26 protein-coding genes are annotated in these 25,071 nt (G+C 64.0%); 13 read left to right on the forward strand and 13 right to left on the reverse strand.

Features of this window, described 5'->3' with window-relative positions; genetic code table 11:
- Positions 1-96 precede the first annotated feature (96 nt).
- From IPM12_14990 to IPM12_15000, 3 genes are all read left to right on the forward strand, one after another.
- The gene (locus IPM12_14990; protein ID MBK9149108.1) at positions 97-441 is read left to right on the forward strand and encodes a hypothetical protein; all 345 of its coding nucleotides are present in this window, start codon (positions 97-99) and stop codon (positions 439-441) included.
- A 144-nt stretch (positions 442-585) separates the two neighbouring features.
- Positions 586-1,002, forward strand: coding sequence for a DUF1761 domain-containing protein (locus IPM12_14995; GenBank protein MBK9149109.1), 417 nt, complete (start codon positions 586-588; stop codon positions 1,000-1,002).
- 44 nt (positions 1,003-1,046) lie between these two features.
- A complete protein-coding gene (locus tag IPM12_15000; GenBank protein ID MBK9149110.1) occupies positions 1,047-1,430 on the forward strand; it encodes a DUF1801 domain-containing protein in 384 nt (127 codons plus the stop codon).
- A 193-nt stretch (positions 1,431-1,623) separates the two neighbouring features.
- Here IPM12_15000 and IPM12_15005 read toward each other — a convergent pair whose 3' ends face one another.
- Positions 1,624-2,115, reverse strand: a complete 492-nt coding sequence (locus IPM12_15005; GenBank protein MBK9149111.1) for a hypothetical protein — start codon at positions 2,113-2,115, stop codon at positions 1,624-1,626.
- Positions 2,116-2,142: 27 nt separating this feature from the next.
- Complete coding sequence (locus tag IPM12_15010; GenBank protein MBK9149112.1) at positions 2,143-2,691, reverse strand: 1-acyl-sn-glycerol-3-phosphate acyltransferase; 549 nt, start codon at positions 2,689-2,691, stop codon at positions 2,143-2,145.
- Between the two features lie 78 nt (positions 2,692-2,769).
- Between IPM12_15010 and ftcD the strand changes: the two genes are divergently transcribed.
- Both ftcD and IPM12_15020 read left to right on the forward strand, forming a co-directional pair.
- Entirely contained in the window at positions 2,770-4,431 is a 1,662-nt protein-coding gene (ftcD, locus tag IPM12_15015; protein ID MBK9149113.1) for a glutamate formimidoyltransferase, read from the forward strand.
- A 114-nt stretch (positions 4,432-4,545) separates the two neighbouring features.
- Positions 4,546-4,914: a four helix bundle protein gene (locus IPM12_15020; protein ID MBK9149114.1), complete on the forward strand. Its 369-nt coding sequence runs from the start codon at positions 4,546-4,548 to the stop codon at positions 4,912-4,914.
- On the opposite strand, the gene IPM12_15025 is transcribed toward IPM12_15020, so the two are convergent.
- On the reverse strand, positions 4,908-5,558 hold the full coding sequence (locus IPM12_15025) for a hypothetical protein (protein MBK9149115.1): 651 nt from the start codon (positions 5,556-5,558) through the stop codon (positions 4,908-4,910). The two genes, IPM12_15020 and IPM12_15025, sit on opposite strands and share 7 nt — an antisense overlap.
- 51 nt (positions 5,559-5,609) lie before the next feature.
- The gene (locus IPM12_15030) at positions 5,610-6,227 is read right to left on the reverse strand and encodes a hypothetical protein (GenBank protein ID MBK9149116.1); all 618 of its coding nucleotides are present in this window, start codon (positions 6,225-6,227) and stop codon (positions 5,610-5,612) included.
- Between the two features lie 119 nt (positions 6,228-6,346).
- Here IPM12_15030 and IPM12_15035 point away from each other — a divergent pair, with 119 nt between their 5' ends.
- Positions 6,347-7,333 (forward strand): ATP-grasp domain-containing protein, encoded by a 987-nt coding sequence (locus IPM12_15035; GenBank protein MBK9149117.1) that lies wholly within the window; start codon positions 6,347-6,349, stop codon positions 7,331-7,333.
- On the opposite strand, the gene rdgB is transcribed toward IPM12_15035, so the two are convergent.
- Genes rdgB through IPM12_15060 form a run of 5 tightly spaced genes read right to left on the reverse strand, consistent with a single transcriptional unit; the run spans position 7,318 to position 11,141 of the window.
- A complete protein-coding gene (rdgB, locus tag IPM12_15040) occupies positions 7,318-7,902 on the reverse strand; it encodes an RdgB/HAM1 family non-canonical purine NTP pyrophosphatase (GenBank protein ID MBK9149118.1) in 585 nt (194 codons plus the stop codon). The two genes, IPM12_15035 and rdgB, sit on opposite strands and share 16 nt — an antisense overlap.
- A 35-nt stretch (positions 7,903-7,937) precedes the next feature.
- Entirely contained in the window at positions 7,938-8,873 is a 936-nt protein-coding gene (locus tag IPM12_15045; protein MBK9149119.1) for a glycosyltransferase family 2 protein, read from the reverse strand.
- Entirely contained in the window at positions 8,870-9,607 is a 738-nt protein-coding gene (locus IPM12_15050; GenBank protein ID MBK9149120.1) for a class I SAM-dependent methyltransferase, read from the reverse strand. Before IPM12_15050 ends, IPM12_15045 begins: the two co-directional genes overlap by 4 nt.
- On the reverse strand, positions 9,604-10,023 hold the full coding sequence (locus IPM12_15055) for an FdtA/QdtA family cupin domain-containing protein (protein MBK9149121.1): 420 nt from the start codon (positions 10,021-10,023) through the stop codon (positions 9,604-9,606). Before IPM12_15055 ends, IPM12_15050 begins: the two co-directional genes overlap by 4 nt.
- Positions 10,020-11,141: a DegT/DnrJ/EryC1/StrS family aminotransferase gene (locus tag IPM12_15060; protein ID MBK9149122.1), complete on the reverse strand. Its 1,122-nt coding sequence runs from the start codon at positions 11,139-11,141 to the stop codon at positions 10,020-10,022. Before IPM12_15060 ends, IPM12_15055 begins: the two co-directional genes overlap by 4 nt.
- Positions 11,142-11,247: 106 nt before the next feature.
- On the opposite strand from IPM12_15060, the gene IPM12_15065 reads away from it, so the two are divergent.
- Positions 11,248-12,774, forward strand: a complete 1,527-nt coding sequence (locus tag IPM12_15065; protein MBK9149123.1) for a hypothetical protein — start codon at positions 11,248-11,250, stop codon at positions 12,772-12,774.
- On the opposite strand, the gene IPM12_15070 is transcribed toward IPM12_15065, so the two are convergent.
- Positions 12,732-13,559 carry a class I SAM-dependent methyltransferase gene (locus IPM12_15070; GenBank protein MBK9149124.1) on the reverse strand — a complete coding sequence of 276 codons (828 nt, stop codon included), beginning with the start codon at positions 13,557-13,559 and terminating at the stop codon, positions 12,732-12,734. The genes IPM12_15065 and IPM12_15070 overlap by 43 nt on opposite strands.
- Before the next feature lie 78 nt (positions 13,560-13,637).
- Here IPM12_15070 and IPM12_15075 point away from each other — a divergent pair, with 78 nt between their 5' ends.
- The 6 genes from IPM12_15075 to IPM12_15100 all read left to right on the forward strand — a co-directional run bounded on the left by IPM12_15075 (position 13,638) and on the right by IPM12_15100 (position 21,383).
- The gene (locus IPM12_15075) at positions 13,638-14,522 is read left to right on the forward strand and encodes an FkbM family methyltransferase (protein ID MBK9149125.1); all 885 of its coding nucleotides are present in this window, start codon (positions 13,638-13,640) and stop codon (positions 14,520-14,522) included.
- A gap of 77 nt (positions 14,523-14,599) precedes the next feature.
- Complete coding sequence (locus IPM12_15080; GenBank protein MBK9149126.1) at positions 14,600-16,819, forward strand: glycosyltransferase; 2,220 nt, start codon at positions 14,600-14,602, stop codon at positions 16,817-16,819.
- A 49-nt stretch (positions 16,820-16,868) separates the two neighbouring features.
- Entirely contained in the window at positions 16,869-18,197 is a 1,329-nt protein-coding gene (locus IPM12_15085; protein MBK9149127.1) for a polysaccharide biosynthesis C-terminal domain-containing protein, read from the forward strand.
- A 151-nt stretch (positions 18,198-18,348) separates the two neighbouring features.
- Positions 18,349-19,368 (forward strand): acyltransferase, encoded by a 1,020-nt coding sequence (locus tag IPM12_15090; GenBank protein ID MBK9149128.1) that lies wholly within the window; start codon positions 18,349-18,351, stop codon positions 19,366-19,368.
- Between the two features lie 12 nt (positions 19,369-19,380).
- A complete protein-coding gene (locus IPM12_15095; GenBank protein MBK9149129.1) occupies positions 19,381-20,520 on the forward strand; it encodes a glycosyltransferase family 4 protein in 1,140 nt (379 codons plus the stop codon).
- Positions 20,517-21,383 carry a glycosyltransferase gene (locus IPM12_15100; GenBank protein ID MBK9149130.1) on the forward strand — a complete coding sequence of 289 codons (867 nt, stop codon included), beginning with the start codon at positions 20,517-20,519 and terminating at the stop codon, positions 21,381-21,383. The genes IPM12_15095 and IPM12_15100 overlap by 4 nt, the downstream gene beginning before the upstream one ends.
- Positions 21,384-21,389: 6 nt before the next feature.
- Here the strand turns inward: IPM12_15100 and galE are convergent, their stop codons facing one another.
- From galE to IPM12_15115, 3 genes are read right to left on the reverse strand one after another with little or no spacing between them, the layout of a single operon-like run.
- Positions 21,390-22,430, reverse strand: coding sequence for a UDP-glucose 4-epimerase GalE (gene galE / locus IPM12_15105; GenBank protein MBK9149131.1), 1,041 nt, complete (start codon positions 22,428-22,430; stop codon positions 21,390-21,392).
- Positions 22,420-23,622 carry a glycosyltransferase gene (locus IPM12_15110; GenBank protein MBK9149132.1) on the reverse strand — a complete coding sequence of 401 codons (1,203 nt, stop codon included), beginning with the start codon at positions 23,620-23,622 and terminating at the stop codon, positions 22,420-22,422. The genes galE and IPM12_15110 overlap by 11 nt, the downstream gene beginning before the upstream one ends.
- Entirely contained in the window at positions 23,622-25,070 is a 1,449-nt protein-coding gene (locus IPM12_15115) for a hypothetical protein (protein ID MBK9149133.1), read from the reverse strand. Before IPM12_15115 ends, IPM12_15110 begins: the two co-directional genes overlap by 1 nt.
- Position 25,071 lies beyond the last annotated feature (1 nt).

Here is a 25,071-nt window from a genome sequence, read left to right on the forward strand (position 1 = left end):
CGTGCCTGCGTCATGGGGACCCTGCCGTTGCTCAAGCGGCGGGGTCCTTGCGTACTAGCGGGCCGCGCGCTGCGTATTGCAGAATGATCAATGGCCATGGGAACCAGGAGCCGCCCGAACGCACCGCCCGATGCGCGCCGCCTGCTGCGCCGCCTGCGCGCGCTCACGGCCCAATTGGAAGCCGCGCTGCTGAACGCCCGTGCGCTGGCGCTCTCCGAGCCGCCACCTCCACGGCTGCGCGAGCTCACGCCGCAGGAGTATGAGGTGTGGCGCCGCATCGCGCATAAGGATGAGGAGAAGCGCGAGGCCATCGCCGGCGCCATGCGCATGAGCAAGCGCAACTTCGACAAGCTCGCAGCCAGCTTGTATGCCAAGCTGGGGGTGAAGACGGTGGGTGGGGCGGTGCGGCTGTGGGTGCTGTTCGGTGAAGGGGGGAAGTAGCCGGCAGGATGGCGCAAGGCGCCGCGCGTGACGCGAACCAGGAAGCTAGCTCGCCGCAGCGTCTTTTGTCTTCGAAGACATGCGCTCCCCCCATTCGCCCCCCAACGCCCAATTCGCTAGGTTCGTGATACCAAACCCTTCACCATGGACTTCAGCAACGTGAATTTCTTCGCGGTCCTCGTGGCCACCATCGCGGCTTTCTTCCTGGGCTTCGTGTGGTACAGCTTCCTCTTCGGCAAGCGCTGGATGAAGGAGCTGGGCTTCTCGGAGGAGGAATTGAAGAAGGGCGCCAACATGGGCATGATCTTCGGCAGCACCCTGGTGCTCACCTTCGTGATGGGACTGGGCTTGGCCATGCTCTGGCACACGGAGGATCCCGCCAAGCTCACCTGGAGCGTGGGCTTGCTGCACGGACTCTTCATCGGGGCGTGCTTCGTGGCCACCAGCACCGGCATCAATTACCTGTACCAACGGAAGTCGCTTGCGCTCTGGGCCATCGATGCCGGTTATCAAGTGTGCTTCCTCATGCTGCAAGGGTCCATCATTGGAGCGTGGCATTAGCGCAGCATTTGAACGCGCACGGTTGATCGCAAGCATGCCTTCCCATGGAAGCCGACGGATACAACAAGTCACTTTCGACGAGTGATCGCGCCATCGGCGACCGGCTCGCGGCCGTGATCCGCCGTCACCTGCCCGAGGCCGAGGAGCGCATCTGGCACGCGCATCCCGTATGGTTCCTCGATGGCAATCCGATCGTGGGCTACAGCAAGCTCAAAGGCTGCGTGCGCTTGCTCTTCTGGAGCGGACGTTCGTTCAACGAGCCCGGCCTGAGCAGCGAGGGCAAGTTCCAGGCGGCCGAGGCACGCTACACCAGCGCCGGCCAGATCGATGAGGCGCTGCTGGGGCGTTGGTTGGCCAAAGCGCGCGCCATCCAATGGGACTACCAGAACATCGTGAAGCGCAAAGGCGTGCTGGAGCGCTTGAAGTGAAACGGGACCGCGCGCGGCTTCGCGCCTTCGGTGCACGACTCTCGCCTTTTACCCCAACCTGGTCAGCATCACGCAGAAGCAGGGTTTCCTCCGCGTGCGATGACCTGTGCACGCAAGCCCTGAGCCATACAGGCATCATCGCGAAGGGATCAGGATGCTTCAGCGCAAGAGCACCTCTTCGATCGCCTCCAGCTTATCGTCGGTGAATTCGCCTTGCGCGCGATGCACGATGCGGCCTTCGCGGTCCACCACGAAGAAGTACGGAATGTCCTTGTCGGTGAGGGCCCAGCGCTCGGCGGATCTCGTCGGCATCCTCCTTCACGAACACCACGCGGTCGGCCACTTCGGGCTCGGCGCTCTGGCGGAATTTCTTCAAGCTGGGAGCATAGGCGGCCTTGTTCGCGCCGGTGAAGAGCGGCACGAAGTACACCTCGGTGCTGTAAGCGTTCGCGAAGAGGCCATGCTTGGCCACGAAGCGCAGATAGGCGGGCTCGTACCATTCCTCCAACGCGGGCTGCGCCTTCTGCCCGTAAGCGAGGCCGATCACGATGAAGGGCGTGCTGGGCTGTCCGGGCAATTCGATGGTGCTGCCGTCGGCACGTTCGCCGTGCATGGTGGGGAAGCGATCCTGAGAGTGGGCGGCCACTGCGCAGGCCAGCAAACTGAAGAGGGCGATGGGCTTCATACGGGGAGCGCTTCGATCATCGTGCCATCAGCGCACGCCATCCTCCGGGTTCTTGCCCTTGTGCGGACGGAACCAGTCCTTCATGCGCTCGATGTCGGCTTCGGGATCGGCGGTGAGCGGGAAGGGCGCGGTGATGATCACGAGCTTCTCCTTGAAATCGAAGGTGCACAGAATGATGGGCACGCCGGCACCGGTGGCGATGCGGTGGAAGCCGGTCTTCCAATTCGGCTGGTACTTGCGCGTGCCCTCGGGGGTGATGGCGATCTTCTTGATCGCGCCGCGCTTGAAGAGGTCCACCACGGCATCGACCATGTTGTTGTGGGTGCTGCGGTTCACGGGGAAGCCGCCGAGCGCACGGAAGAACCAGCCGGTGAGCGGCCCGAAGAGCGAATCCTTGGCCAGGAACTTCACATCGGTGAGGCGCGCGATGCTGCGCACGGACAGGCCCACCACGAAATCCCAGTTGCTGGTGTGCGGCGCCACCACGATGATGAAGCGGTCGAGCTTGGCCGGGCGCTCGTCGCGCAGCTCCCAACCGAGCAGTTTCAGGAAGACGAGCTTGTACAGGGGGCGCACGGCGGTAAAGATGGGCGCGCGACCCGCATGCCCGCTCCCAGCACGCTCCCATCTTTGCGCCCCAATTCCAAGCCATCCATGTCCAACCGACTGATCGAATGCGTGCCCAACATCAGCGAGGGCCGCGACCGCGCCAAGATCGACGCCATCGCCGCCGTGGTGGAGACTGTGGAAGGCGTGCGCCTGCTCGACGTGGACCCCGGCAAGGCCACCAATCGCACGGTGATCACCTTCGTGGGCGAGCCCGAAGCGGTATGCGAGGCGGCCTTCCGACTGGTGAAGAAGGCGCAGGAGCTGATCGACATGCGCGGCCATAGCGGCGAGCACCCGCGCTTCGGCGCCACCGACGTGTGCCCCTTGGTGCCCATCAGCGGCGTGAGCATGGCGGAATGTGCGGCGCACGCGAAGCGCCTGGGCGAGCGCGTAGGCAAGGAACTGGGCATCCCGGTTTATCTGTATGAAGCCGCCGCGAGCGAGGAGAAGCGCCGCAACCTGGCCAACAACCGCAGCGGCGAATACGAGGGACTGCCGAAGAAGCTGAAGGATCCTGCGTGGAAACCCGATTCCGGTCCTGCCGGATTCACCGACAGCGTGGCCCGCAGCGGCGCCATCGCCATCGGCGCGCGCAATTTCCTGGTGGCCTACAACGTGAACCTCAACACCACCAGCACGCGCCGCGCCAACGCCATCGCCTTCGACATCCGCGAAGCGGGCCGGAAAGTGAAGCAGCCCGATGGCAGCGAAACGCAGGTGCCCGGCAAGCTGAAGAGCGTGAAGGGCATCGGGTGGTTCATTGAGGAGTACGGCATCGCCCAGCTCTCGCTCAACCTCACCGACATCACGGTGACGCCGGTGCACATCGCCTTCGATGAAGCATGCAAGGCCGCCGATGCACGCGGCATCCGCGTGACCGGCAGCGAGCTCGTGGGCCTGATCCCGAAGCAGGCGCTGCTCGATGCCGCCGACTTCTACCTCACTCGCCAGCAGCGCAGCCTGGGCATCGCAGAGCGCGAGAAGATCAAGATCGCCGTGAAATCCTTGGGCCTCGACGACCTCGCGCCCTTCGACCCGCAGAAGAAGGTGATCGAGTACATGCTGGAAGACGCCAACAGCGAGCGCCTGGTGCGCATGGACCTGAAGCGCTTCAGCGAGGAGACCGCGGGCGAGAGCCCGGCGCCTGGTGGCGGCAGCGTGGCGGCCTATGTGGGCGCGCTGGGCGCGGCGCTGGGCACCATGGTGGCGAACCTCAGTGCGCACAAGCGCGGCTGGGACGATCGCTGGAAGGAGTTCAGCGAGTGGGCCGTGAAGGGCGAGGCGCTGCGCAACGAGCTGCTCTACCTGGTGGATGAGGACACGCGCGCCTTCGACCGCATCATGGCCGCCATGGGCCTGCCGAAAGGGAACGATGAGGAGAAAGCCGCGCGCAAGGCCGCGATCACCGAGGCCACCAAGGGCGCCATCAACACGCCGCTGCGCACCATGCAGGTGTGCGTAGAGAGCATGGCGCTGATGAAGGCCATGGCGAAGGACGGTCTGCCCGCCAGCGTGAGCGATGCAGGCGTAGGCGCGCTCTGCGCAAGAGCCGGGGCCTTGGGCGGCTACCTCAACGTGCGCATCAATTGCGCAGGGCTTGATGATGCGGCGTTCAAAGCGGATGTGCTGGCCAAGGCCGAAGCGCTGAAGGCACGAGCCGATGCGCTGGAAGCCGAGGTGATGGCCACCACCTTGAGCAAAGTCTAGGCGAATGGACAGGGAAATCAAGCTTCAAGGCTCAAGATTCAAGACTCAAGCTTCAAGATTCAAGACTCAAGCCTCAAGATTGAAGACTGAAAGCCGTGGGTACAATGGCGCATCATGAGGGAGAAGATCTATGACCTGGAGGAGCGGCTGACGGTGTTCGCTGCGCGGATCGTGATCTATGTTGATCGGATGCCGAAGTCCATTTCCGGTCGGTACTACGCCGGTCAACTGCTTCGAAGCGGCGGGTCTCCTGCGCTGCATTATGGGGAATCACAGGCGGCGGAATCCGACAACGATTTCGTGCACAAGTGCAAGATCGCATTGAAGGAACTGAAGGAGTCGCGCGCGAACCTGCGAATCCAGCGTCTCGCTAAACTGATGCCCGAAACCGACCCGGACACGATCTGGCTGTCGCAGGAATGCGAGGAACTGATCAGGATCGTCGCGAAGGTCATCGTGAACAAGCGAAGAAAGGGTCAATGACCTGCGTCCGATCTGCCATTGAAGCTTGAGCCTTGAGTCTTGTGCTTTTGAGCTTCCATTAAGAAGCTTGCCTTTTGAAGCTTGAACACTTGAAGCTTGCCCTTTGAAGCTTGAACACTTGAAGCTTGCCCTTTGAAGCTTGAACACTTGAAGCTTGCCCTTTGAAGCTTGAACACTTGAAGCTTGCCCTTTGAAGCTTGAACACTTGAAGCTTGCCCTTTGAAGCTTGAACATTTGAAGCTTGCCCTTTGAAGCTTGAACACTTGAAGCTTGCCCTTTGGAGCTTGAACACTTGAAGCTTGCCTTTTGAAGCTTGAACATTTGAAGCTTGCCTTTTGAAGCTTGAACACTTGAAGCTTGCCCTTTGAAGCTTGAACACTTGAAGCTTGCCCTTTGAAGCTTGAACACTTGAAGCTTGCCCTTTGAAGCTTGAACACTTGAAGCTTGCCTTTTGAAGCTTGAACACTTGAAGCTTGCCCTTTGAAGCTTGAACACTTGAAGCTTGCATTAAGATCCTTGCCTTTTAGTGCTTGAACACTTGAAGCTGGCATCCCCTGTCTCCAGCCTTGATCCTCTACCCTCCGCTCGCCTCCTCGGCCAACCCCGCGTGACCTTGGCAGCACCTGGAACCGACGCGCTAGCATCAGAGGTGATGGCCACCACCTTGGGCAAGGTCTAGGCGGAATCTGCCGTTCTCAGAACCGCACCGCGATTCCGATCACCGCGCGCTGGCTGCTCCAATCCAGTCCGCCGGACCGGCCGTCGGCATCGGTGAAGGGCATGCCGTCGTAGCGCTGCACAGCGATCCGCGTCCCGCCCGTGGCTTCGATCCCGACGAAGCCGCACACCGTATTGGACAGCAGATGCACGTATCGAGCGCCGATGGAATTGCACGCGCTGCGGCCCACCACCGGAAGCGAGATCGCATGGAGCTCCAGCGAGAGCGCCGCCGTGCCGATCGCGCCATGCACCTCGACGAATGCGCGCTCACCGATCCACGGCCGGTAGGCACCGCTGATCATGAAGGTGCTGAAGCGCACCTGGTCGATGGCCTTGCCGATGCGGTCCGAGCCGATGCGATCGTAGTGGATGCCCAAGGAGAACCGCGTGGTGAACGCATACTGCACGCGGAAGGCGACGGCACCGCTGAGGACGGCATCCGCCGAAACACTGTCGGCGGCGTGGTTGATGGTGAGCAAGCCGATGCCCCCGCCCAACGAAGTGTGAAGCTGTTTGCGCGCGATGGCCTGCGCGTGCACCGCCACGGCAGCTGCGCAGGCGATGATCAGGAGAAGCGGGCGGACGGCGGCCATGGATCCTGTGGGGCGGGCGAAGATCGCGCACGCCATCCACGATCACAGGTGCGCGAATCGTCCCATCGCCGCAATCCGGGCGTGGAATGCCCGTTCCATCTTCGCGCACGCTACAACACATGCCACTTCCACTGATCGCCGTTGTCCGCGGCGGATACACCGGCGAATCGGTCATCAGCATGCAGAGCGCGGCCCGCATGATGGCCGCCATCGACCGCGCGCGCTTCGATCCGCTCTACGTGAGCATCTCGCGGAGCGGCTGGAGCTGCGAAACGCCCGAAGAGGTTCCGGGCGCATTCGATCGCGGCGCCTTTTCCGTTGATCGCGGACAAGGACCTGAGCGCTTCGCCGGCGCGATGATCGCGATCCACGGAAGCCCCGGCGAGGATGGCCTGCTGCAGGGCTACCTCGACCTGCTCGAAGTGCCCTACCAGACCGGCGGCGTGCTGTGCATGGCGCTCACCATGAGCAAGCACGGCACCACGGCCCTGCTGCGGCATCTCGGCTTCGATGTGGCCCCATCGGCCTTGCTCATGCCGCACATGCCCGATCTGCATGCGCGCGTGGCGGCCATCGGCTTCCCTTGCTTCGTGAAGCCCGACCGGAGCGGCAGCAGCCTCGGCATCAGCAAGGTGAAGTCAGCCGCCGAGGTGCAGGCCGCGCTCGATGCCGCCTTCGCGGAGTGCGCCACGGTGATGGCCGAGGCGGGAGTCAGCGGTCGCGAGCTCACCTGCGGCGTGATCGACCTGGGCGGGACTGCGCACGCACTGCCCGTGTGCGAGATCGTGCATTCAAAGGAATTCTTCGACTACGAGGCCAAGTACCACGCGAGCGATACGCAGGAGCTGGTGCCCGCGCCATTGCCCGATGAGGTGACGCGCTTGGTGCAGGAGCGTTCAGCGGCGATCTACACGCTGCTCGAATGCCGCGGCATGGTGCGCGTGGACCACATCTGGACCGGCGATCGCCTGGTGACCATCGAGGTGAACACCACCCCGGGCTTCAGCGGGGCCAGCATCTTCCCGAAGATGCTCGAGGTATCGGGCATCGGCGTGACGGCAGCGGTGAACGGCTTGGTGGAGCAGATGCTTCAGCGCAAAGGCTGATCGCGGAGGAATTCCGTTGCTGCGCGCATGGCCCGGGCACGGTGGCTCATCGTGTTCTTCTCGTCAAGACCCATTTCCGCGAAGGTGCGCGCATGCCCGTCCGGCCGGAAGATGGGATCGTACCCGAAGCCCCCGGCACCGCGCGGCGCATCAGTGATCGTCCCCGTGACCACGCCCTCGAAGCTGCGCTCCATACCGGCCGCCACGAACGCGATCACCGTGCGGAAGCGCGCCGTCCGGTCCGCAGCGCCGCGCAATTCATCGAGGAGCCTGCGCATGTTGGCCGCGGGATCCTTGGCCCGCCCGGCATAGCGCGCAGAAAGCACGCCGGGCGCTCCATGCAGCGCCATCACTTCAAGACCGGTATCATCGGCGAGGCAGGGCAGGCCCGTGCGCTCGTGCGCGTAGCGGGCTTTCTGCAGCGCGTTGGCCTCCAGCGTATCGCCGGTCTCGGGCAGGTCGAGCGGAAGCCCGGCATCCGTCAAGGAGATCACTTCGATGCCGGCGGGCAGCAGCGGCCTGAGCTCTTCGACCTTGCCCGCGTTCCCCGTGCACAGGACCAGCTTCATGCGCGCTCGCTGTTGGACATCCCCACGATCGCCGATCAGGCACCGGGAGCGGCATCGCGCCTTTCCCGAACAGTGTACATGGGTTTGCCTTTGTGCATGAGGAAGAGGCGCCCGAGGTATTCCCCGATGAGGCCGAGCATGAGCAATTGGATCCCGGAGAACACCACCACGGCCGCCATGAGCGAGGCCCAGCCCTGGGGCGTATCGGTGAGCAGGCTCTCCGCGAAGGCGGTGATGGCCATGATGAAGCCCACCAGGCTCACCACGACCCCGATCACGCTGCTCACGCGCAGCGGCATCACGGAGAAGTTGATGAACATGATCAGCCAGAGGCGCACCAGCTTGCGCAGGGTGTAGCCGCTGCTGCCTTCCTCGCGGGGGGCGTGCAGCACCTTCAGCCTGCCGATGCGCTGGGTATTCTCCAGGATGATCCCATCGATGTATGGGTACGGTCCTCCGTATTCAAGGAGGCGATCGCGCAGGAATCGGTTGATGCAGCGGAAGCTCGAGAGGTAGAGGTCCTTGGGCTTGTCGAGCAGCACGTTGGCCACGGCATCGTTGAAGCGGCTGCCCAGGTTGCGGAAGAGCGAATGCTGCTTGCGCTCGTAATACGTGTACACCACGTCGAGCTCCGCATGCAGCAAGTGGTGCTCGAAGAGGCGCTTCACCTCCGAGGGCGGGTTCTGGAAATCGTCGTCGATGCTGATGATGTACTGCCCGCGTGCGGCGGCGTAGCCCGCCATCACGGCGTTGTGCTCGCCGAAGTTGCGCGCCAGGTCGATGGCGATGATGGGCATGGGCGCCTCCAGGCACAAGCGCCGGATGGCCTCCCAGCTCCCGTCAGGGCTGCAATCGTTCACCAGCACCGCTTCCACGCCGCCATCGATGCGCAGGCCGGCGAGCTCGTGCACCAGCCGCTCGATGCTGGAGGCGCCGTTGTAAACGGGGATGACGATGGAGAGGGAGATCATGCGAGCGGGCGCCGGGCCACCAGGAGCACCGAACCGCCGAAGGGCAGCGACGCCCCGAAGGAAATGAGCATGCGCTCCAAGGTCAAGCAGCCACCGAAGACCTTATCCACGATCGGATGGAAGGGAGCCACGTCGCTGGTCTCCGGAGCCGGCCAGAGTTTCCGCCGGATGGCCATCAAGGGGAAGAGCAGGGTGTTCCAATAGGTGGCGCGCACCACCTCGAAGCCGGCCGCACGCAGCAGGTCCTTCGCTTCGCGGCGGCTGAATCGCTTCACCTGCCCCACGGCGACATCGTGGTAACTCAGCATCCACTGGTAGGCGGCCAGGTTCAGCACCAGCGTTCCGCCCGGGCGCAGCACACGGTGGAATCCGCGCACCGCGGCGAGGCGGTCCATGCGGTACCCGAGCACGTCGAGGCTGACCACCGCGTCGAAGGATCCATCGGCGAAAGGCAACGCATCGATCGAGCCTTGAAGCACCTGGGCGCCGGTTTTCTTGCGCGTGAAGGCGCATGAGGCCGCCGAGAGATCGATCCCATGCAGGCGCAAGCCCGGCCGCATGGCGCCGATGGCCTTGAGCATGCCCCCGGTGCCGCAACCGGCATCCAGCACGTCGCTGGCGCCGGGAGCGTTCGCCTCGAGCGTTGCGGTGATCAGCGATCGCAGCCCGCGGTACCACCAGAGCGAGCCTTCCAGCTCGTCCATGCGCGCCACCTCGGCGTCGGTCATGCTCATGCGCGCTTCAGGGCTTCGAATTCGGCGCGATCACGCAGGTAGTCGGACTCGTCATACGGCTGATCGCAGAACACCATGATGGCGGTATCGGGTCCAGCGAAGGTGAGCTTGTTCCAGATGCCCGGAGGGATGCGCACCCCGGTCCCCGGATCATCGAGCACGATGCTGCGGGATCGCTGCGCGTCATCGAGATCGATGGACACGCTGCCTTTGAGGCAGACCACGGTCTGCGTGCACCAGCGGTGGGCATGGTCCCCGCGCTGCCCACCAACAGGAACCCCGGTCACGGAGAAGACCCGCTTGATCGGCATGCCCAAGGCCTGTTCGCCCAAGTCGGCATAAACCGAGAGCGATCCACTGGCATCGGTGAAGCGCGGGAACCGCAAGGTGCGCAGATCGTCGATGGTGGCCGTCATGGAGCGGGGTTGAAGTAGGAGCGCACGCCTTTGATCACGCGATCGGCATCCGCATCGGACATTTCAGGGTAGAGGGGCAGCGAGAGCACGGTGCGCGCGAGGCGTTCGCTCACCCCCATGGGGCCATGCGCGATATCGGCGTACGCCGGCTGCAGATGCACCGGCAACGGATAGTGGATGCCCGCGACGATGCCTTGTGCCGCCAGGTGCGCGCGCAGCGCATCGCGCACGCGCTGTTCAGTGGCCTCGATCACGAAGAGATGGTACGCGTGCGCAACGCCCTCGGCCACGGTGGGCAGCTGGATCGGCAGATCCGCGAGCTGCCCGGCATAGCGCTGCGCGATGGCCCTGCGCCGCGCGGTGTGCGCGTCGAGGTGCTTCAGCTTCACGTTGAGGATGGCGGCCTGCAACGGATCGAGCCGGCTGTTCCAACCACGCAGCTCACTGTGCTGCGGGGTGCGCCAGCCGTATTGCCGAAGCAGCCTGAGCCGGTCCGCCACCGCCTCATCGCTGGTGAGCACCATGCCCGCATCGCCGATGGCACCGAGGTTCTTGGTGGGATAGAAACTGAAGGCGGCCGCATGACCGAAGGAGCCCACCCTCCTGCCCTGCCATTCGGCGGCATGGGCCTGTGCGCAATCCTCGATGAGCAGCAGGCCGCGCTCCATGCACAGCGCCTGCAAAGCGCCGATGTCCGCTGCGTGGCCATAGAGGTGAACGGCGATGATGGCCTTCGTGCGTGCAGTGAGCCGATCTGCGATCGCATGCGGGTCGATGGTGCGCGAGCGCGGATCGACATCGGCGAGCACGGGCGTGGCCCCTGCCATATCAATGGCCGCGACGGTGGCCACAGCGGTATGCGAAGGGGCGATCACCTCATCGCCCGCTCCGATGCCCAAGGCGCGCAGGGCCAGATGCAAGGCATCGGTGCCATTGTTCACCCCGACGCCGAAGCGTGCACCGCAATACGCCGCGAATGCCTGCTCGAAACGCGCAACGGGCTCTCCGAGGATGTAGGCCGGACCTTCGAGCACCTCGCGGATGGCCGCATCGATCTCGGTGCGCAGCGCCCGATAGCCCGCTTGTGGATCGCTGGTGAGGAGAGTGACTGATGCCATAGCGCCGGCCGGGAACGTTGGCGGCGAAAGCTAGGTGCGCGCATGGCAATGCCCGGGCTATGGCCTTTTCAGCTAACCTTGCCGACCGCCTTCCACTTATTCAGCGATGCTTTCCTGGCTCTCGAGCAACAACCTGCTCCATAGGCGGCCCCTGACCTTCATCCTGATCGCGCTGGCCGGACGCGCGTTGTACGGGGCGCTCTCGATGGCCCAGCTCACGCCGGCTGACCACGATGGCTGGTTCTACGTGGAATCGGGCGATGCCGCGCTTTACCTGGACCCGATCGACCATCTGATCGAGCACGGCACCTATAAGGACGATTACCGCATGCCGGGCGTGGGAGCGCCGTACCTCCTGTTCAGGCAGTTCCTTGGGCCGATCGGGAGCCGTCAGGCCATGGTGATCCTGCAGTGGCTGCTCTCGGGCATCACCTGTTACCTGCTGGCGCTGCTCGCTTGGCGACTCACCGGAAAGCACCGGGTTGGCCTGATCGTCTTCGCGGTGTATTTGCTGAGCGCATACAGCGCGTGGTACGATTCGATCATCTCGAGCGACAGCCTGGCCACTTCGGCCCTGATCCTGCACGCCTGGCTGCTCGACAAGGCCTTAGAGGAGCGCAAGCAAGGGCTGCTGCTGCTCGCCGGGCTGATCCTCGCCTGGCTCATCTTCCTGCGCCCCATCAGCGTGCTGCTCATCGTGCCGGTCGCGTTCCTGGCCTGGCGCTTCTGGCCAACCGGCGGCAAGTGGCGCATGGCGGTGCTGGTGCTGCTGCCTTTCCTGACGCTCGATGCGGCATGGACCACGCGCAACTGGATGGTGAACCATCGGTTCAGGCCGCTCACCAATCAGGGCTACCAGCCGGATTACTTCATGCAAGAGGTGCGCGGGCACGCCATGCAGTTCATGCAGTGCTACGGCGGCGACTACATCTGGTGGAACCCCGGCGCCGACATCCGCTGGTACGGGGTCTGGAAGGGAGGCGCGCCGATCGACGATGAAGGCCGAAAGGCGAAGGAGCCGCCACCCTATGCGTACGTCGATGGATACACGCGCGACAGCCTGGCGTGGTTCGGACCGATGGTGCGCGCCATCGAGAGCGGTGCACTGAGCAGCGCCGATTCCATGCGCGCCGTGCAGGAGGTGAATGCCCGATTCGACCGGTACGCAGCGCTGTTCCGGCAGGAAGCCCCGTTCCAGTACCACGTGATGAGCCGCTTGCGCATGCTCCGCAACCTGCTCGCGCAGCACGGCACGGAGTCGATGGTCCTAACTGCATTTGAAGACCTCTCCTGGCCGATGAAGGCCTTCAAGGTGACCCAATCCGCGATGTTCCTGAGCATCTACGGACTCTTCTGGGTGGCGCTGCCCGTATTGGCGTGGCGGTGGCGCAAGCAGCCGTCGATGCTGCAGGTGCTGATCCCGGTTTCGGCCATCTACCTCACCCTGATCTTCCCGCTCGGGCTGCGCATGTGCGAATGGCGCTATCTGGTGCTGCAGTTCCCCTTCGTGCTCATGCTCTCCAGCGTGCTGGTGATCGAGGCCGTGGAGGGCATGATGGCCTCGCGACCAGGGGCCGGCTCCGGTGTTGATCAGAATCGGAGCACCCAGCACCCGCCTTCAAGCGGCAGGTGATCGAGGGTGGCTTCAGGATGCGCCTCCTTCCAGCGGCGTGCGGTCTCGCGCTCATCAGCGCGATCGCCATCATCGAGGAACACGGTGGCGCGTGGCGCCAGACGCGCTTGGAGCAGCGGCAATGCCGGCCAGCGCGCCAAAGCCTGCGTGGTATCGGGCGGGCCGTCGACAAGCAGGAGGTCGATCGGCGCATCAAGGTCCACACAGGACAGATCGTACCACTGCCATTCGCGGTTGTCGATCACGTGCTTCACCAAGGGTGCATGCACCACCAAAGCGAATTCGCTGAGGCCATGGTCGGCCAGCAGCTGCCGGCTACGCTCGGCATAACTGGCATCGTGCTCGAGGGCGATCACGCGCCCTTGTCCCTTGCGCTTCATGCAATACGCCATCACCAAGGTGGAAACCCCGCTCCCGGCCTCCACGGCCACGCGCACCTCGCGCGTGAGGCAATGGACGGCCAGTTCGCGGAGCAGATCAGGCGCCGCGGCCCAGGATCGCGTAGCGGGCAAGGGCAGCACGGGTCGCAGCACCTCCTGGAGGCCGACGATGGACTCCATCTGATGGAAAGCGCTGCGGGCTTCCGCATGCTGTTTGGCGAACACCTGCATGCGGTGGTGGCGCAGATCGATCAGCAGCAACACGGTGATCAGCATTGCCAGCGCCATGGGCAGCACGAGGCCCACGCTGCCCCAGGCCTGATGCCCAGCGATACCAGAGGCCAGCACGGCCAAAGGCGCCAGCACGGCCAGCAGCACCCGGTTGCGATTGAAGCGCTCTTCCATGCGGGCAAGTTTAGGCCGCTTGCGAGCATCCTTGCGTGTTCAGCGCCGTCTGCGTTCTTTGCCGTGCATGTTAAGGCAATGAGCGCATTGAAACGATTGGCGAAGCGGGCCTACGACGCCCTGCCGTTCAAGCAGCCCCTCTACACCTTGCTGCGCGCGGTGATCCGCTTGCCAGAACCGGTGTACCGGCACCTGCACTTCAAAGGCATCTTCACGGTGAAGGTCGATGAGCGCGCATCCTTCCGGATCCGGCATCACGGGCATTTGATCGAGAACGAGCTGTTCTGGCGCGGCTTGGGCGGGTGGGAGAAGACCTCACTGGAGCTGTGGGTGCGCTTGTGCCGACGCTCTCGCGTGATCCTGGATGTCGGCGCCAATACCGGCGTGTATTCACTCGTGGCCAAGGCGGTGGCCCCGCAAGCGGTGATCGCAGCCTTGGAACCCGTACAGCGCGTCTTCGATCGGATGCGGATGAACTTCGAGTTGAACGGCGGAGGCATAGCGGCCATCCGCGCGGCCGCCAGTGACCGCAAGGGCGTGGCCACGTTGTACGACCAGGGCTGGTCGGACCATGTGCTCTCCGTATCCCTCGACCCCGAATGGAACAAGGAGGACAGCAACCTGATCCCCGTGGAGGTTCCTTGCCTGACCGTGATGGACGTGCTCGATGAGCTGAAGCAGCCCTCATTGGACCTGATCAAGATCGATGTGGAGACCTACGAACCCACGGTACTGCGCGGCTTCATCGACCTGATCCGCCGCGACCGGCCGACCATGCTGGTCGAGCTGCTCAATGACACGGTGGCCGCACAAGTAGCCGAGTTGGTCGATGGCCTGGGCTACGCCTACTACAACATCGACGACAAGTCATGGCCTCCGCAGCGCACCGAGCGCTTGAGCCGTAGCGCGCACTACAACTTCCTGATCTGCCGGCCTGAAGTCGCTGCGGGCATCGGGCTTTGAACCAGCGCTCCCGAACCACCGGTTTACATTCGCCCGGACCCGGTCCTGCGCGAGCAGCCTCTGGGCCTGAGCCCAGCATGCGCCGTTGCATCGTCATCTTCAGCATGGAGCCATGGGGCGACATGTGGTACTCCAAGCACCACTATGCCGCGCAGCTCGCCTTGGAGAACGATGTGTACTTCGTCGGGCTCCCGGACCGTTGGCGCTGGACCGATCTCTTCTCGTTCCGGGCGCGGGCCTGGCGCGTGCCGGAAGGCGTGCACGTGGTGGCCTACCGGAACAACCTGCCTTTGCGCGTGCTAGGCCGCAGCCTGAGCAGTTGGATCAACAGGCTCAACGCGCGCAAAGTGGCGCGCATCCTGCCATCCACCGCCGATGTGATCTGGTCCTTCTTCCCCACCACGCTCGCCATGCACCTGGCGCGCATGCACGGCGGCAGCAAGGTCATCTACCATGTGGTGGACCCCTACATCGAGCGCCCGATGGATCATCTCTTCGCGCGCTCCGCCGATCTGGTGGTGGCCATCAACCCGTGGTACCTGGATCATTACCGGCGCATCAACGCGAACTGCATGCTGATCCCGCACGGCGTGCAAGCGTCGGACCGGCGATCCCAAGAGGCCGAGGTGAACGCGTACCGCTCGCAGCACGGCAGGTTCGCGCTCCTGGCCAGCGGCTTGAGCGGATCCCTGAACTTCCCGCTGCTGATCAAGCTGGCCCAAGCAAGGCCCGAGATGCAGCTGGTGGTCGTCGGCAAGAAGTTCCCATTGAATGAAGCCGCCCATGCGCAGTACCGGATGCTCTTCAGCCTGCCCAACGTCCACTACCTCGGCGTGCTGCATCCGGAGAAGCTCAAGAGCCTGGTGAAGGCCGCTGCCGTTTGCCTGGTGGCCTATGAATTCGAGCCGGCGCGGAGCGTGCCGGTCAGCGCCGGAAGGACACCGCTGAAGGCCCTCACCTACCTCGCCCAGCATTGCCCGACGGTCTCCACCAACAACAGCTATGTGCTCGCGCTGGAAGGCAAGGGCCTGTTCAAGGCGGAGGATCCGGATCACTTCCTCGAACTGGTGAACGAGGTGCTGCTCGGCCATCGCCAGGTGGATGCAGCCGCTGTTGATGCCTACCTGGACTCCGTCGGCTACGGCGCGCTCTCGGAGCGGATCATCAGCGGCCTGTTCAATGCACCGCCGATCCCGGCCGTGCGTGATGGAAGGAAGGTGATCCCTCAAGGGCACCCGGTGATGATCGTTTCGAATGAAGCCTGGGATGGGCCGCGCTACAGCAAGCACCGCTGGGCCCTGTCGCTTGCCGAGCAGCGTGAGGTGCTCTTCGTGAACCAGGCCAAGCGCTGGCGGCCGGTGAACCTGCTGAAGTGGCGGATCCAGGAGCAACGCTCGGCCGAGGATGTGGCCGTGCTCAACTACAACAACGCGCTGCCATTCCTTGGCGGCCGCCTCCGCGGCTTGAACGACTCACTGGTGCAATGGCGCCTGCGACGACACCTGAGGCGCACCGGACGGCATCAGCCCCTAGTTTGGACCTTCGACCCGAGCCGGCTGGTGGCCCTCAGCGGGCTTGATCCGGTGACCACGGTTTACCACTGCGCGGACGACCACAGCCTCGGCGTGAATGATGAGGCGAAGCTCGCCGCGAACGTGGACCACGTCTTCTGCATCGCAAAGGACCTCATGCCCCGGTTCGCCGCGCGGAACAAGTCCGTGCATCACGTTCCGCATGGCCTGCTGCCGGCCGATTTCGATCGGCCATCCGCCCCAAGCCCACACGGTGAGGGCTATGGCTTATACATCGGCAACTTCAACGACCGGCACGACTTCGCCTTGTGGGAGAAGCTGATCCTGGCGCACCCGGATGTGCGCTGGCTGGTGGCCGGCCCGGTGAAGGTGAGCCATCCCATCGGCAGGCGCATCGCGCTCGAGGAGGCTTATCCGAACGTGCAGATGCTCGGCGAGGTGGAATACGCGGAGCTGCAGCGGCTGATCGCGTCCAGTGGATTCGGCTTCCTGTATATGGACCCGAACTCGCCCGCCAACCGCATATCGAGCCAGAAGGTGGTGCAGTTCCTGGCGCAGGGCAAGCCGTTCTTCTGCAGCTGGCTCTCTGAATACGCTGATCTGCGCGACCTTGTGCACATGAGCGATTCGCACCAGGAGGCGCTGGATCTCTTCGCGCATTGGCGGCGCCATGGCGAGCCGCCGGAGAGCGCCGAGCACCGGATCGCGCACGCCCAAGCACAGCGCTACGAACGCCTCTTGGAGCGCCTCCCCTTCGTGCTATGACCTGCGCATCGCTCATGGCCCCTTCCGCAACCGCACCAGCACGCGTGCCATGAGCCTGAAGAAGAGCATCTTCTACACCACGCTCACGCAGGTGCCCACCTTGCTGCTCTATTTCGCGGCGAGCATGCTCATGACGCGCCTGCTGGGCGATGAGGGCCGCGGCGAGTACGCCCTGATCACCAATCAGTCCGCGCTCTTCTCCATGCTCCTCTCGCTGAACATCGGCTACGGCATCAGCTACTTCGCGGCCAAGGAGGGCCAATCGCGCAATGTGGTGGGCACGGCCGCCACGCTGCTGCTGATCAACCTGCTGCTCGCGCCGCTGCTGCTTGCCGGGGTGCGCGCGGTGCCTGCGGCGAACGAGCTGCTGATGCCGCAGCGCGCCGGCCATTGGCTCTATTGGGCCTTCATCTACGCGAGCATCATGCTCTCGCTGATCAACACGGCGTGCCTGTCGATGCTCCTGAGCCGCAAGCGCTTCCGGGAACTCAACCTCGCCAGCATCGCCGGGGCCGGCGTGAGCGCCGCCGGCTTCGCCGTGCTGTTCATCCTTCGCGACCGCATCGATCCCGAACGCATGCTGGCAGCCGTGCTCATCGTCACGATCGCTTCACAGGGCGTGATCACCGGGCTCTCGGGCTTGCTCTATGCGATCCACATCGGCCTGCGCCCCGCACCGGTTTGGGCTTGGAGCGCCATCCGGCCGGTGCTGGCCTTCAGCATGGTGGGCTACCTCAGCATCCTGGTGAATATGGTGAACTACCGCTTCGACACCTGGGTGGTGAACCATTACCACGGCACAGCCAGCTTGGGCGTGTACGCTGTTGGAGTCGGGCTGGCGCAGTTGCTCTTCCACGTGCCCGAGCCGTTCTCGCGCGTGGTGCAGCCGTACCTGTTCGGATCGCACGACGCGGGCATGCTGGCTCGCTTCAAGGCCGTCTCGCGCATCAACTTCACGCTGGTGCTCGGATTGGCCGCGGTGCTGGCGCTGATCGCGCCGTGGGCCGTGACGCTGATCTTCGGAGAGGTGTTCGCCGCCTCCGTGCTGCCGCTCCGCCTGCTGCTGCCGGGCATCGTGCTCAATTGCGCGTTCAAGCTGCTGGCCCAATTGGTGGTGCAGGGCGGGCTACAGCGCTACAACCTCTTTGCCGCTGCGGTCGGTGCCGCCTTCACCATCGGCCTCGATTTCGCGCTGATACCGGCCATGGGCATCGCTGGCGCCGCCATTGCCAGCACGCTTGCCTATGCGGCCGTGCTGGCCGTGGTGCTGCATGCCATACGGCACCGCATGGGAATCGCCGTGGGTGACCTGTTCTTCGTGCGTGCATCCGATATTCGCGCACTGCTCGGCGGCCGCCTTGGCACCGGGCATGGCTAGCGCGCATGAATCTGAGCAGGGCATCCATCCTCAACGGCATCCGAAGGCACTTCCTCTTCGTCTTGGTTCAGTCCAACTTGCGGCGCGAACGAACCGCATTGACCCAGACGAACGCGAGCTGATGACAGTCAAGCCGGGAAGCGCTCCACGCATGGCGCTCCGGACCATCGATGCGGTCCGGGGCTTGGCCGCCCTAGGCGTGGTGCTCTTTCACTATGGTGGCGTTGTGCTGCCCACCCTGAGGCCGCATCCGCTTGAAGCCTTGCTCGCCTTCGGTGAGCACGGCGTGGAGGTGTTCTTCGTGCTCAGCGGCTTCGTGATCCCATACAGCTTGGTGCGCAGCGGGTACACCTGGTCCTCGATCGGCCCGTTCATGTGGAAGCGCTATTTGCGGATCGCGCCGCTGGCGTACATCTCGGCCTTGCTCATGATCGGCTATCACCTGCTGTCCTTGTTCATGTTAGGCAGGCCCGTTCAGGCGCATGACTGGCCAGGGATCGATGCCGCTTCCGTGATCGGCAACCTGCTCTTCCATCCTCAGATCTTCGGCAGCAGCTGGTTCAACTTCGCGTTCTGGACCCTCGCGCTTGAATTCGAATTCTATCTGGCCATCGCCTTGACGCTCCCGATCCTGCTCCACGGACGCCGGTTGGCCAATGCCATGATCCTGGTTTGCGCCCTAAGCCTGAGCTTCGTTGACGATCACCTTCTCTTCCGGCATTGCGGCTTCTTCATCTTCGGCGTAGCCGCCTTCTTGTGGAAGCAGGGCCGCATCACCGCCAAGGAATTCGCCTCGGTCTTCGCACTGACCCTCGCTGCGCTGCTGGCGCGCAACGACCTTGCCCCGGTGCTGCTCTCAGCCGGAGCAACGGTCTTGCTGCTCTGGAAACCCGCCCTGGGCTCGAAGCGCACCGATTGGCTGGGCGCCATCAGCTATAGCCTCTACATCGTGCATGTGCCGGTGGGCTATTTCGCCGAGAGCGCGATGAAGCGCCTCACCGGCCTGCACGAATTGACTTGGGGCAAGGTGTTGCTGCTCCTGGCGTACACCTTGCTCGCATTGATCGCGGCGCAGCTGCTCTATCAGGTCGCGGAGCGCCCGCTGCTGGATCGGCTCAAGCGGATTGATATCGGCGATCGGAAAAGGACAGGAGCCCCGAAACATCCGTGATCACTGCGCACCATGCCATCACCGATCCATGTGCTGCACACCTTCGCGAACAACAGCTCGGTGCCCTACCTCAGCTGGTTCGCCGAGCGCGCAGCGCGCGAAGGCGGCATTCGCTACACCTTCGTGAATCTCCATCCCGAGCGCCCGGCCATGATCGATGAGATGGCCGCACTCGGATTTCCGTGCGAATGGGTGCCCTATGACGATAGGCGCCGCAAGGCAGGCCTGCTGCGCGCCCTGCCTGCCATTCACGGGCACATCCGAAGGCACCGTCCGCAGATCGTTCACTGCAACCTGTTCGATGACAGCGTTCCCGGATTGATCGCAGCGCGCATGGCCGGGGTGCCCGTCCGGGTGATCACACGGCAGGATACGGGCTACCATTGGATGCATGCGCGGCAATGGCTCTTCGTCGATCGGTGGAACGCAAGGCTCGCGACGGACATCATCGCCATTTCATCCGAATCGCAACGGCACCTGATCGAACAGGAAAAACTGCCCGCGAGCAAGATCGCCTTGGTGCACAATGGCATACCCCCTGAGCGCCACACGGCAAAGGACCCGAGGGCCATGGCCGAGCTGCGCGCGCGCTTCGGGCTCAAAGGGCACGGGCCCGTGATCGGCACCGTGGCGCGCTTCATCCCATGGAAGGGGTACCGGCACATCGTGGATGCGGCAAGGATCATCGTGCGCAAGCACCCGGATGCCCGATTCCTGCTCTGCGGCCAAGGAGACCAAGAGCCCGAGGTCCGGCGTTGGATCCATGAAGCCGGGCTCGAAGGCCACCTGCTGCTCACCGGCCGGATCGTCCGCGAGCACATGCCTTCGTTCTATGGCCTGCTCGATGCGTACCTGCATGCGGCGGTGCTGGAGCCTTTCGGACTGGTGTACGCCGAGGCCATGATGAATGCGATTCCGGTGGTGAGCACGGCTACGGGCGCGGCGAAGGATGCGATCACCGATGGCGTGAACGGGTTCCTTGCTGCGGAGCGCAGCGGCGATGCCTTGGCAGCATCGATGGATCGCCTGCTCGCCGCCGACCGGAAGGCGATCGGCGAAGCCGGGCGTGCCACCGCATTGCGCATGTTCTCCTTCGACGCTATGTGGCAAGGCACCATGGCCGTTTATCGCAACGCGCTCGCACGATCATGACGGACAATCCCTTGGTGAGCGTGGTGATGCCGGCCTACAACGCCGAGCGCTACATCAATGAGGCCATTGCCTCCGTGCTGGGCCAAAGCTGGCCAGCCATTGAAGTGATCGTGGTGAACGATGGCTCGAAGGATGCCACGGCGGCGGCGGCGGCAGCCATCGGCGACCCGCGCGTGCGCGTGATCGATCAGGCCAATGGCGGCGTGAGCCGCGCGCGCAACACGGGCATCGAGGCGGCGCGCGGCGAGGCCATCGCCTTCCTCGATGCCGATGATGCCTTGGAGCCGCGCGCGATCGAGCTGAAAATGAAGGCGCTCCAGCGCTCCGGTGCCGATTGGGCGTTCGGCGATATGCTGCCTTGCGATGCTGACCTGCGGCCGACGGGTGACCCTGAGCGCGGCGTCGGGGACGGATTCGTCCGCACCGTGCTGCTGGGCGAGCGCCATGCCGTGCCCGGTGCGGGAAGCAACCTGCTGGCGCTCCGGCATTGCTTCGCTGAAGGCTTGCGCTTCGACCCTGCCCTCTCGAACGAGGCCGACAAGGACATGGTGCTCGGGCTGGCCAGCCGGTTCAAGGGCGTGCACGTGCCAGAGGCGCTGTTCCGTTATCGAACGGTGGGCGGCAGCATGAGCCGCAACATCGCCCTGTTCGAGCGCGACCACCTGCTGATGCTGCGCAAGGCTAAGGAGCGCGGCCTCTTGAACGATGCCGGTTTCAGGCGCAGCGTGATGGCGCGCGCGTACTGGGCCATCGGCGGCAGCTGGTGGCGCAATGCGCAGCGGCCGCTCAAGGCGCTGCCCTGGATCGTGCGAGCGGCGCTGATCAGCCCCGCACTCGTCATCGGCAAGCTGCTCCGGCGCTGATCGCGCTCACGCCGTGGCTTCCTTCAGGAGGTGCTGTTCCCACGCCCAAGCCGTGGCCATCATCTCATGGAGGCTGTGCTCGGCCTTCCAGCCCAAGGTCCCTTCGGTACGGCGCGTATCGGTGTAGATCGCGGCCACATCACCGGCACGGCGTGGGCCAACGCGGTAGTTGAGCCGCTGCCCGGTCACGGACTCGAACGCCGCGATGGCTTCCAGCACGCTCACTCCATGGCCGGTGCCGAGGTTGAGGATGGCATGGTTCGGTTGCAAGGGCCCGCGCATCGAGTGCTCCAGGGCCTTCACATGCGCCGCCGCGATATCAGAGACGTGCACATAGTCGCGGATGCACGACCCATCGCGGGTATCGTAATCGCCGCCGTGCACCACCACACCGGGCAGGCGGCCCACGGCGGCGCGCATGATCACCGGCACCAGGTTGGTGGGCGCGTTGATGGGATCCTCACCGAGCAGCCCCGACCGGTGCGCGCCAACGGGGTTGAAGTAGCGCAGCGAGATCGCGTTCAGCCCGGGCATCACGCGGGCATGCGCCTCCACGATGCCTTCACCCACTTGCTTGGTGTGCGCGTATGGCGACTCGGCCCTTCCCAGCGGCGAATCCTCGCGCACCGGCAGTTCCGCCAGGTTGCCATACACCGAGCAGGAGGAAGAGAAGATGAAGTTGGGCACGCGGTGCAAGGCCGCTGCCTCGAGCACGTTGAGCAGCGAATCGATGTTGTTGCGGTAGTAGCGCCCAGGCTCGCGCACCGATTCGGGCACTGATTTGAACGCCGCGAAATGGATGATGCCCTTCACGTCGCCCGCTTCGCCCACCGCGCGCAAGGTGGCCTCACGGTCGCAAAGGTCGAGCTCCACAGAGGGCACGCGCCTGCCCGTGATGGATTCGATGCGATCGTAGGTGCGCGGGCTGGAATTGGAGAAGTTGTCGAACGCAAGTACCCGGAACGGCGTGCGTTCCATCAATTCGATGAGGGCGTGCGACCCGATGTATCCGGCGGCTCCGGTAACGATGATCGTGCTATCGGCCATAGATCTCCTGGTAAATGGAACGGGCGATGCCAAAACTACGGTAGCGCTCCGCCACCGGCCGGATCCGATCGTAGAGCGCCCGGCGCGATCCCGAGGACAGCAGCGCATCGATCTTGATCACTGCACGCCGGTAGGCTTCCGCGTTCAATCCATTGAGCACCGCACCGATGCCATGGCGCTCGATGATCGCGGAATCGTCGGAGATGCCGGGCGTGATGATCACCGGAAGGCCCAGCGCCCAGTACTCGCCGTCCTTGATCGGCGTGCAGAGCGCCTTGGTGGGCACCGGCTTCACCGGAGTGATGGCGAAATCGGCCAGGCCCATCCATCGCGGCACGTCGGCATGCGGCACCAAGCGGATCTCGAAGATCCCGGGGTCGAGCCCGGCCGCAGCCATCATCGGCTCCAGCTCTTCGCGCTGGTGCGGAGTGAGCAGGAGCACGCGCAAGCGATCGCCCCATTGATCAACGGCGGCACGGAGCAGGTCGAACGATTCCTGCTCCAGGTAGATGCCGCCGAATTTCCCGGCATACACCGCCACGCACTTGTCCTGCCAGCCAAGGCCGGCCAGCAGTTCGGGATCCTTCACCTGGCTCCAGATGAAGCGCTCGAGATCGACGCAAGCGGGCTTCACGTGCATGTGACGGTCCGGGGCCGTTCCATAGGTGCGGTGGGCGTACGCCTGCATGCCTTGGGCGCAAGCGATCAAGTGCGCGGCGCGCCTGCTCTGCATGCGTTCGAGCAACAGCAGCAGGCGATGGGCCGCGCCTCCCTTTGGCCAAGTGCCATTCTCCACCATGGCCTCCGCATGCGGCTCGTAGCTATCGATCACCAATGGCCTGCCGGTCAGCGTCGAAATGACCCAGCCCAATGCGCCGGCCGGGGTGCACCAGGCATGGATGGCATCGACCCGGGAGCGCCGCACCAGGCGCAGCAGCCGCAGCACCACGCGGATCGCCATCAGGGCTCCGCCCAGGCCGAAGCGCGCGTAGGCGAACGGGTGATGAACGATGCCCTCATCCGACTCGCGCGGGCAAAGGTCAACCTCATGCTTTTCGAGGGTGACGAGGTGCACCGTGCTCCCGGGTGGCGCGGCTTGCAGCATGAGCCTCACATACGGCAGCGTGTAGGCTTGCACCAGCGCCTCGTCGAAGCACCAATACGTGATCACCAGGATGCGCCTCGGAGCCATCATACGGACTTTGCGCCCGGGTACAGGTTGCCACCCGTGCCCATGCGGAAGGCCGAAAGCACGAAGCCCATGTTCCGCTGCTTGATGGTCCGCTTGACCTGTGCCATGTACAGGACGATGAACACGCAGCTCATGTAGAATGGCACCAAGGGAATCTTGAAACGCACGAGCGCGCCGAAGTTGGGCGTGGTGACGCCCACTACGAACGCGAAGATGAGCGCGAACAGGATGGACATGAGCACCAGAGGGATGCCCGTGAGCACGCGCAAGGTGAACACCGGGCCGGCGCGCACCAGGCACCACAAGGTGAGCAACAGGACCATGGTGTTCTCCAGGCCGGCGAGCAGCATCACCACGCTGCGCGACTCCCAGAGGTACGGTCTGAAGAGCGCCGCATTGGTGGCGATCGGGACCTTGGCCAGCAATCCAGTCCAAGTCCCATCGAATTCACCCAGGTCGAAGCGGTTCGAGCTGTACTGCCGGTCGTCCGAGAGGTCGCGCTGGGTGGCCGAAATGGTATCCAGCGCCGAATCGAGCGCGAACTTGTCGAGCGATCCGCCGATCCGCTGGAGGATGAAGAGCGAACCACCCACCGCAATGAGCACCGCCACCGGGATCAGCACGAATTTCACCAGCACGCTTCGGATGCGGACCACGCGGAAATACGAGATCCACACCAGCGTGCAGGGCAGCAGCACCATGAAGATGTACGGCTTGATGAGCACCAGGACCACCACGCTCAGCGCGAGCATGAAGGACCGCGATATGAAGTTGCGGCGCTTGAAGAACATCTCATCCACCGCATGCACCCAGAGGCACACCACGCTGAAGGTGTAAGTATCCTTGAGGATGGAGGAGCCCCAGAAGACCGCCGAGGGCATGAACAGGAACCCGATGGCCAGCTTGCCGCTGATCTGCGGGAAATAGCCCACGAAGGTGCGGTAGCCCGCCCACACACCGAGGTAGGACAGCATGGCGATGAGCACCGTGGTGACCATGTAGCTCTTGAAGGAGAAGATCACGATGATGCTCGTGAGGCGCAGCACGGCGAAGGTCCGGTCCTCGAAGAAGACGTACTGGAAGGGCTTAGCCGTGTTCACGGTGTACGCTGACCAAGCGCGCATCGAGTTATCGCCCAGCATCTGATCGATGTACTCCAGCGTATCGCTGAAGGCCAGGTTGCGCATGGCCAGCGCGGAATAGTAGTAGGCCGTGGTATCGCCGCCAGGGTAGTAGTAGAAATAGATCAGGCTGAAGACCACGCCGCCGAACACCTTGGCCAGGAAGCCCGAGAGGTAATACTTGAATTCAGGCGAGCGCTGGATCAGCCTGTTCTTGCGCCGCGCCAATCCCACGTACATCGCGCCCACCAGCAGCACGGAAAGCAGCCACTCCCACGCCTCAATGGAGACATCGCCATGGTAGAAGACATAAACGAGCGGTGTCATG

It is taken from the genome of Flavobacteriales bacterium (assembly GCA_016716605.1).
GTDB lineage: Bacteria > Bacteroidota > Bacteroidia > Flavobacteriales_F > PHOS-HE28 > PHOS-HE28.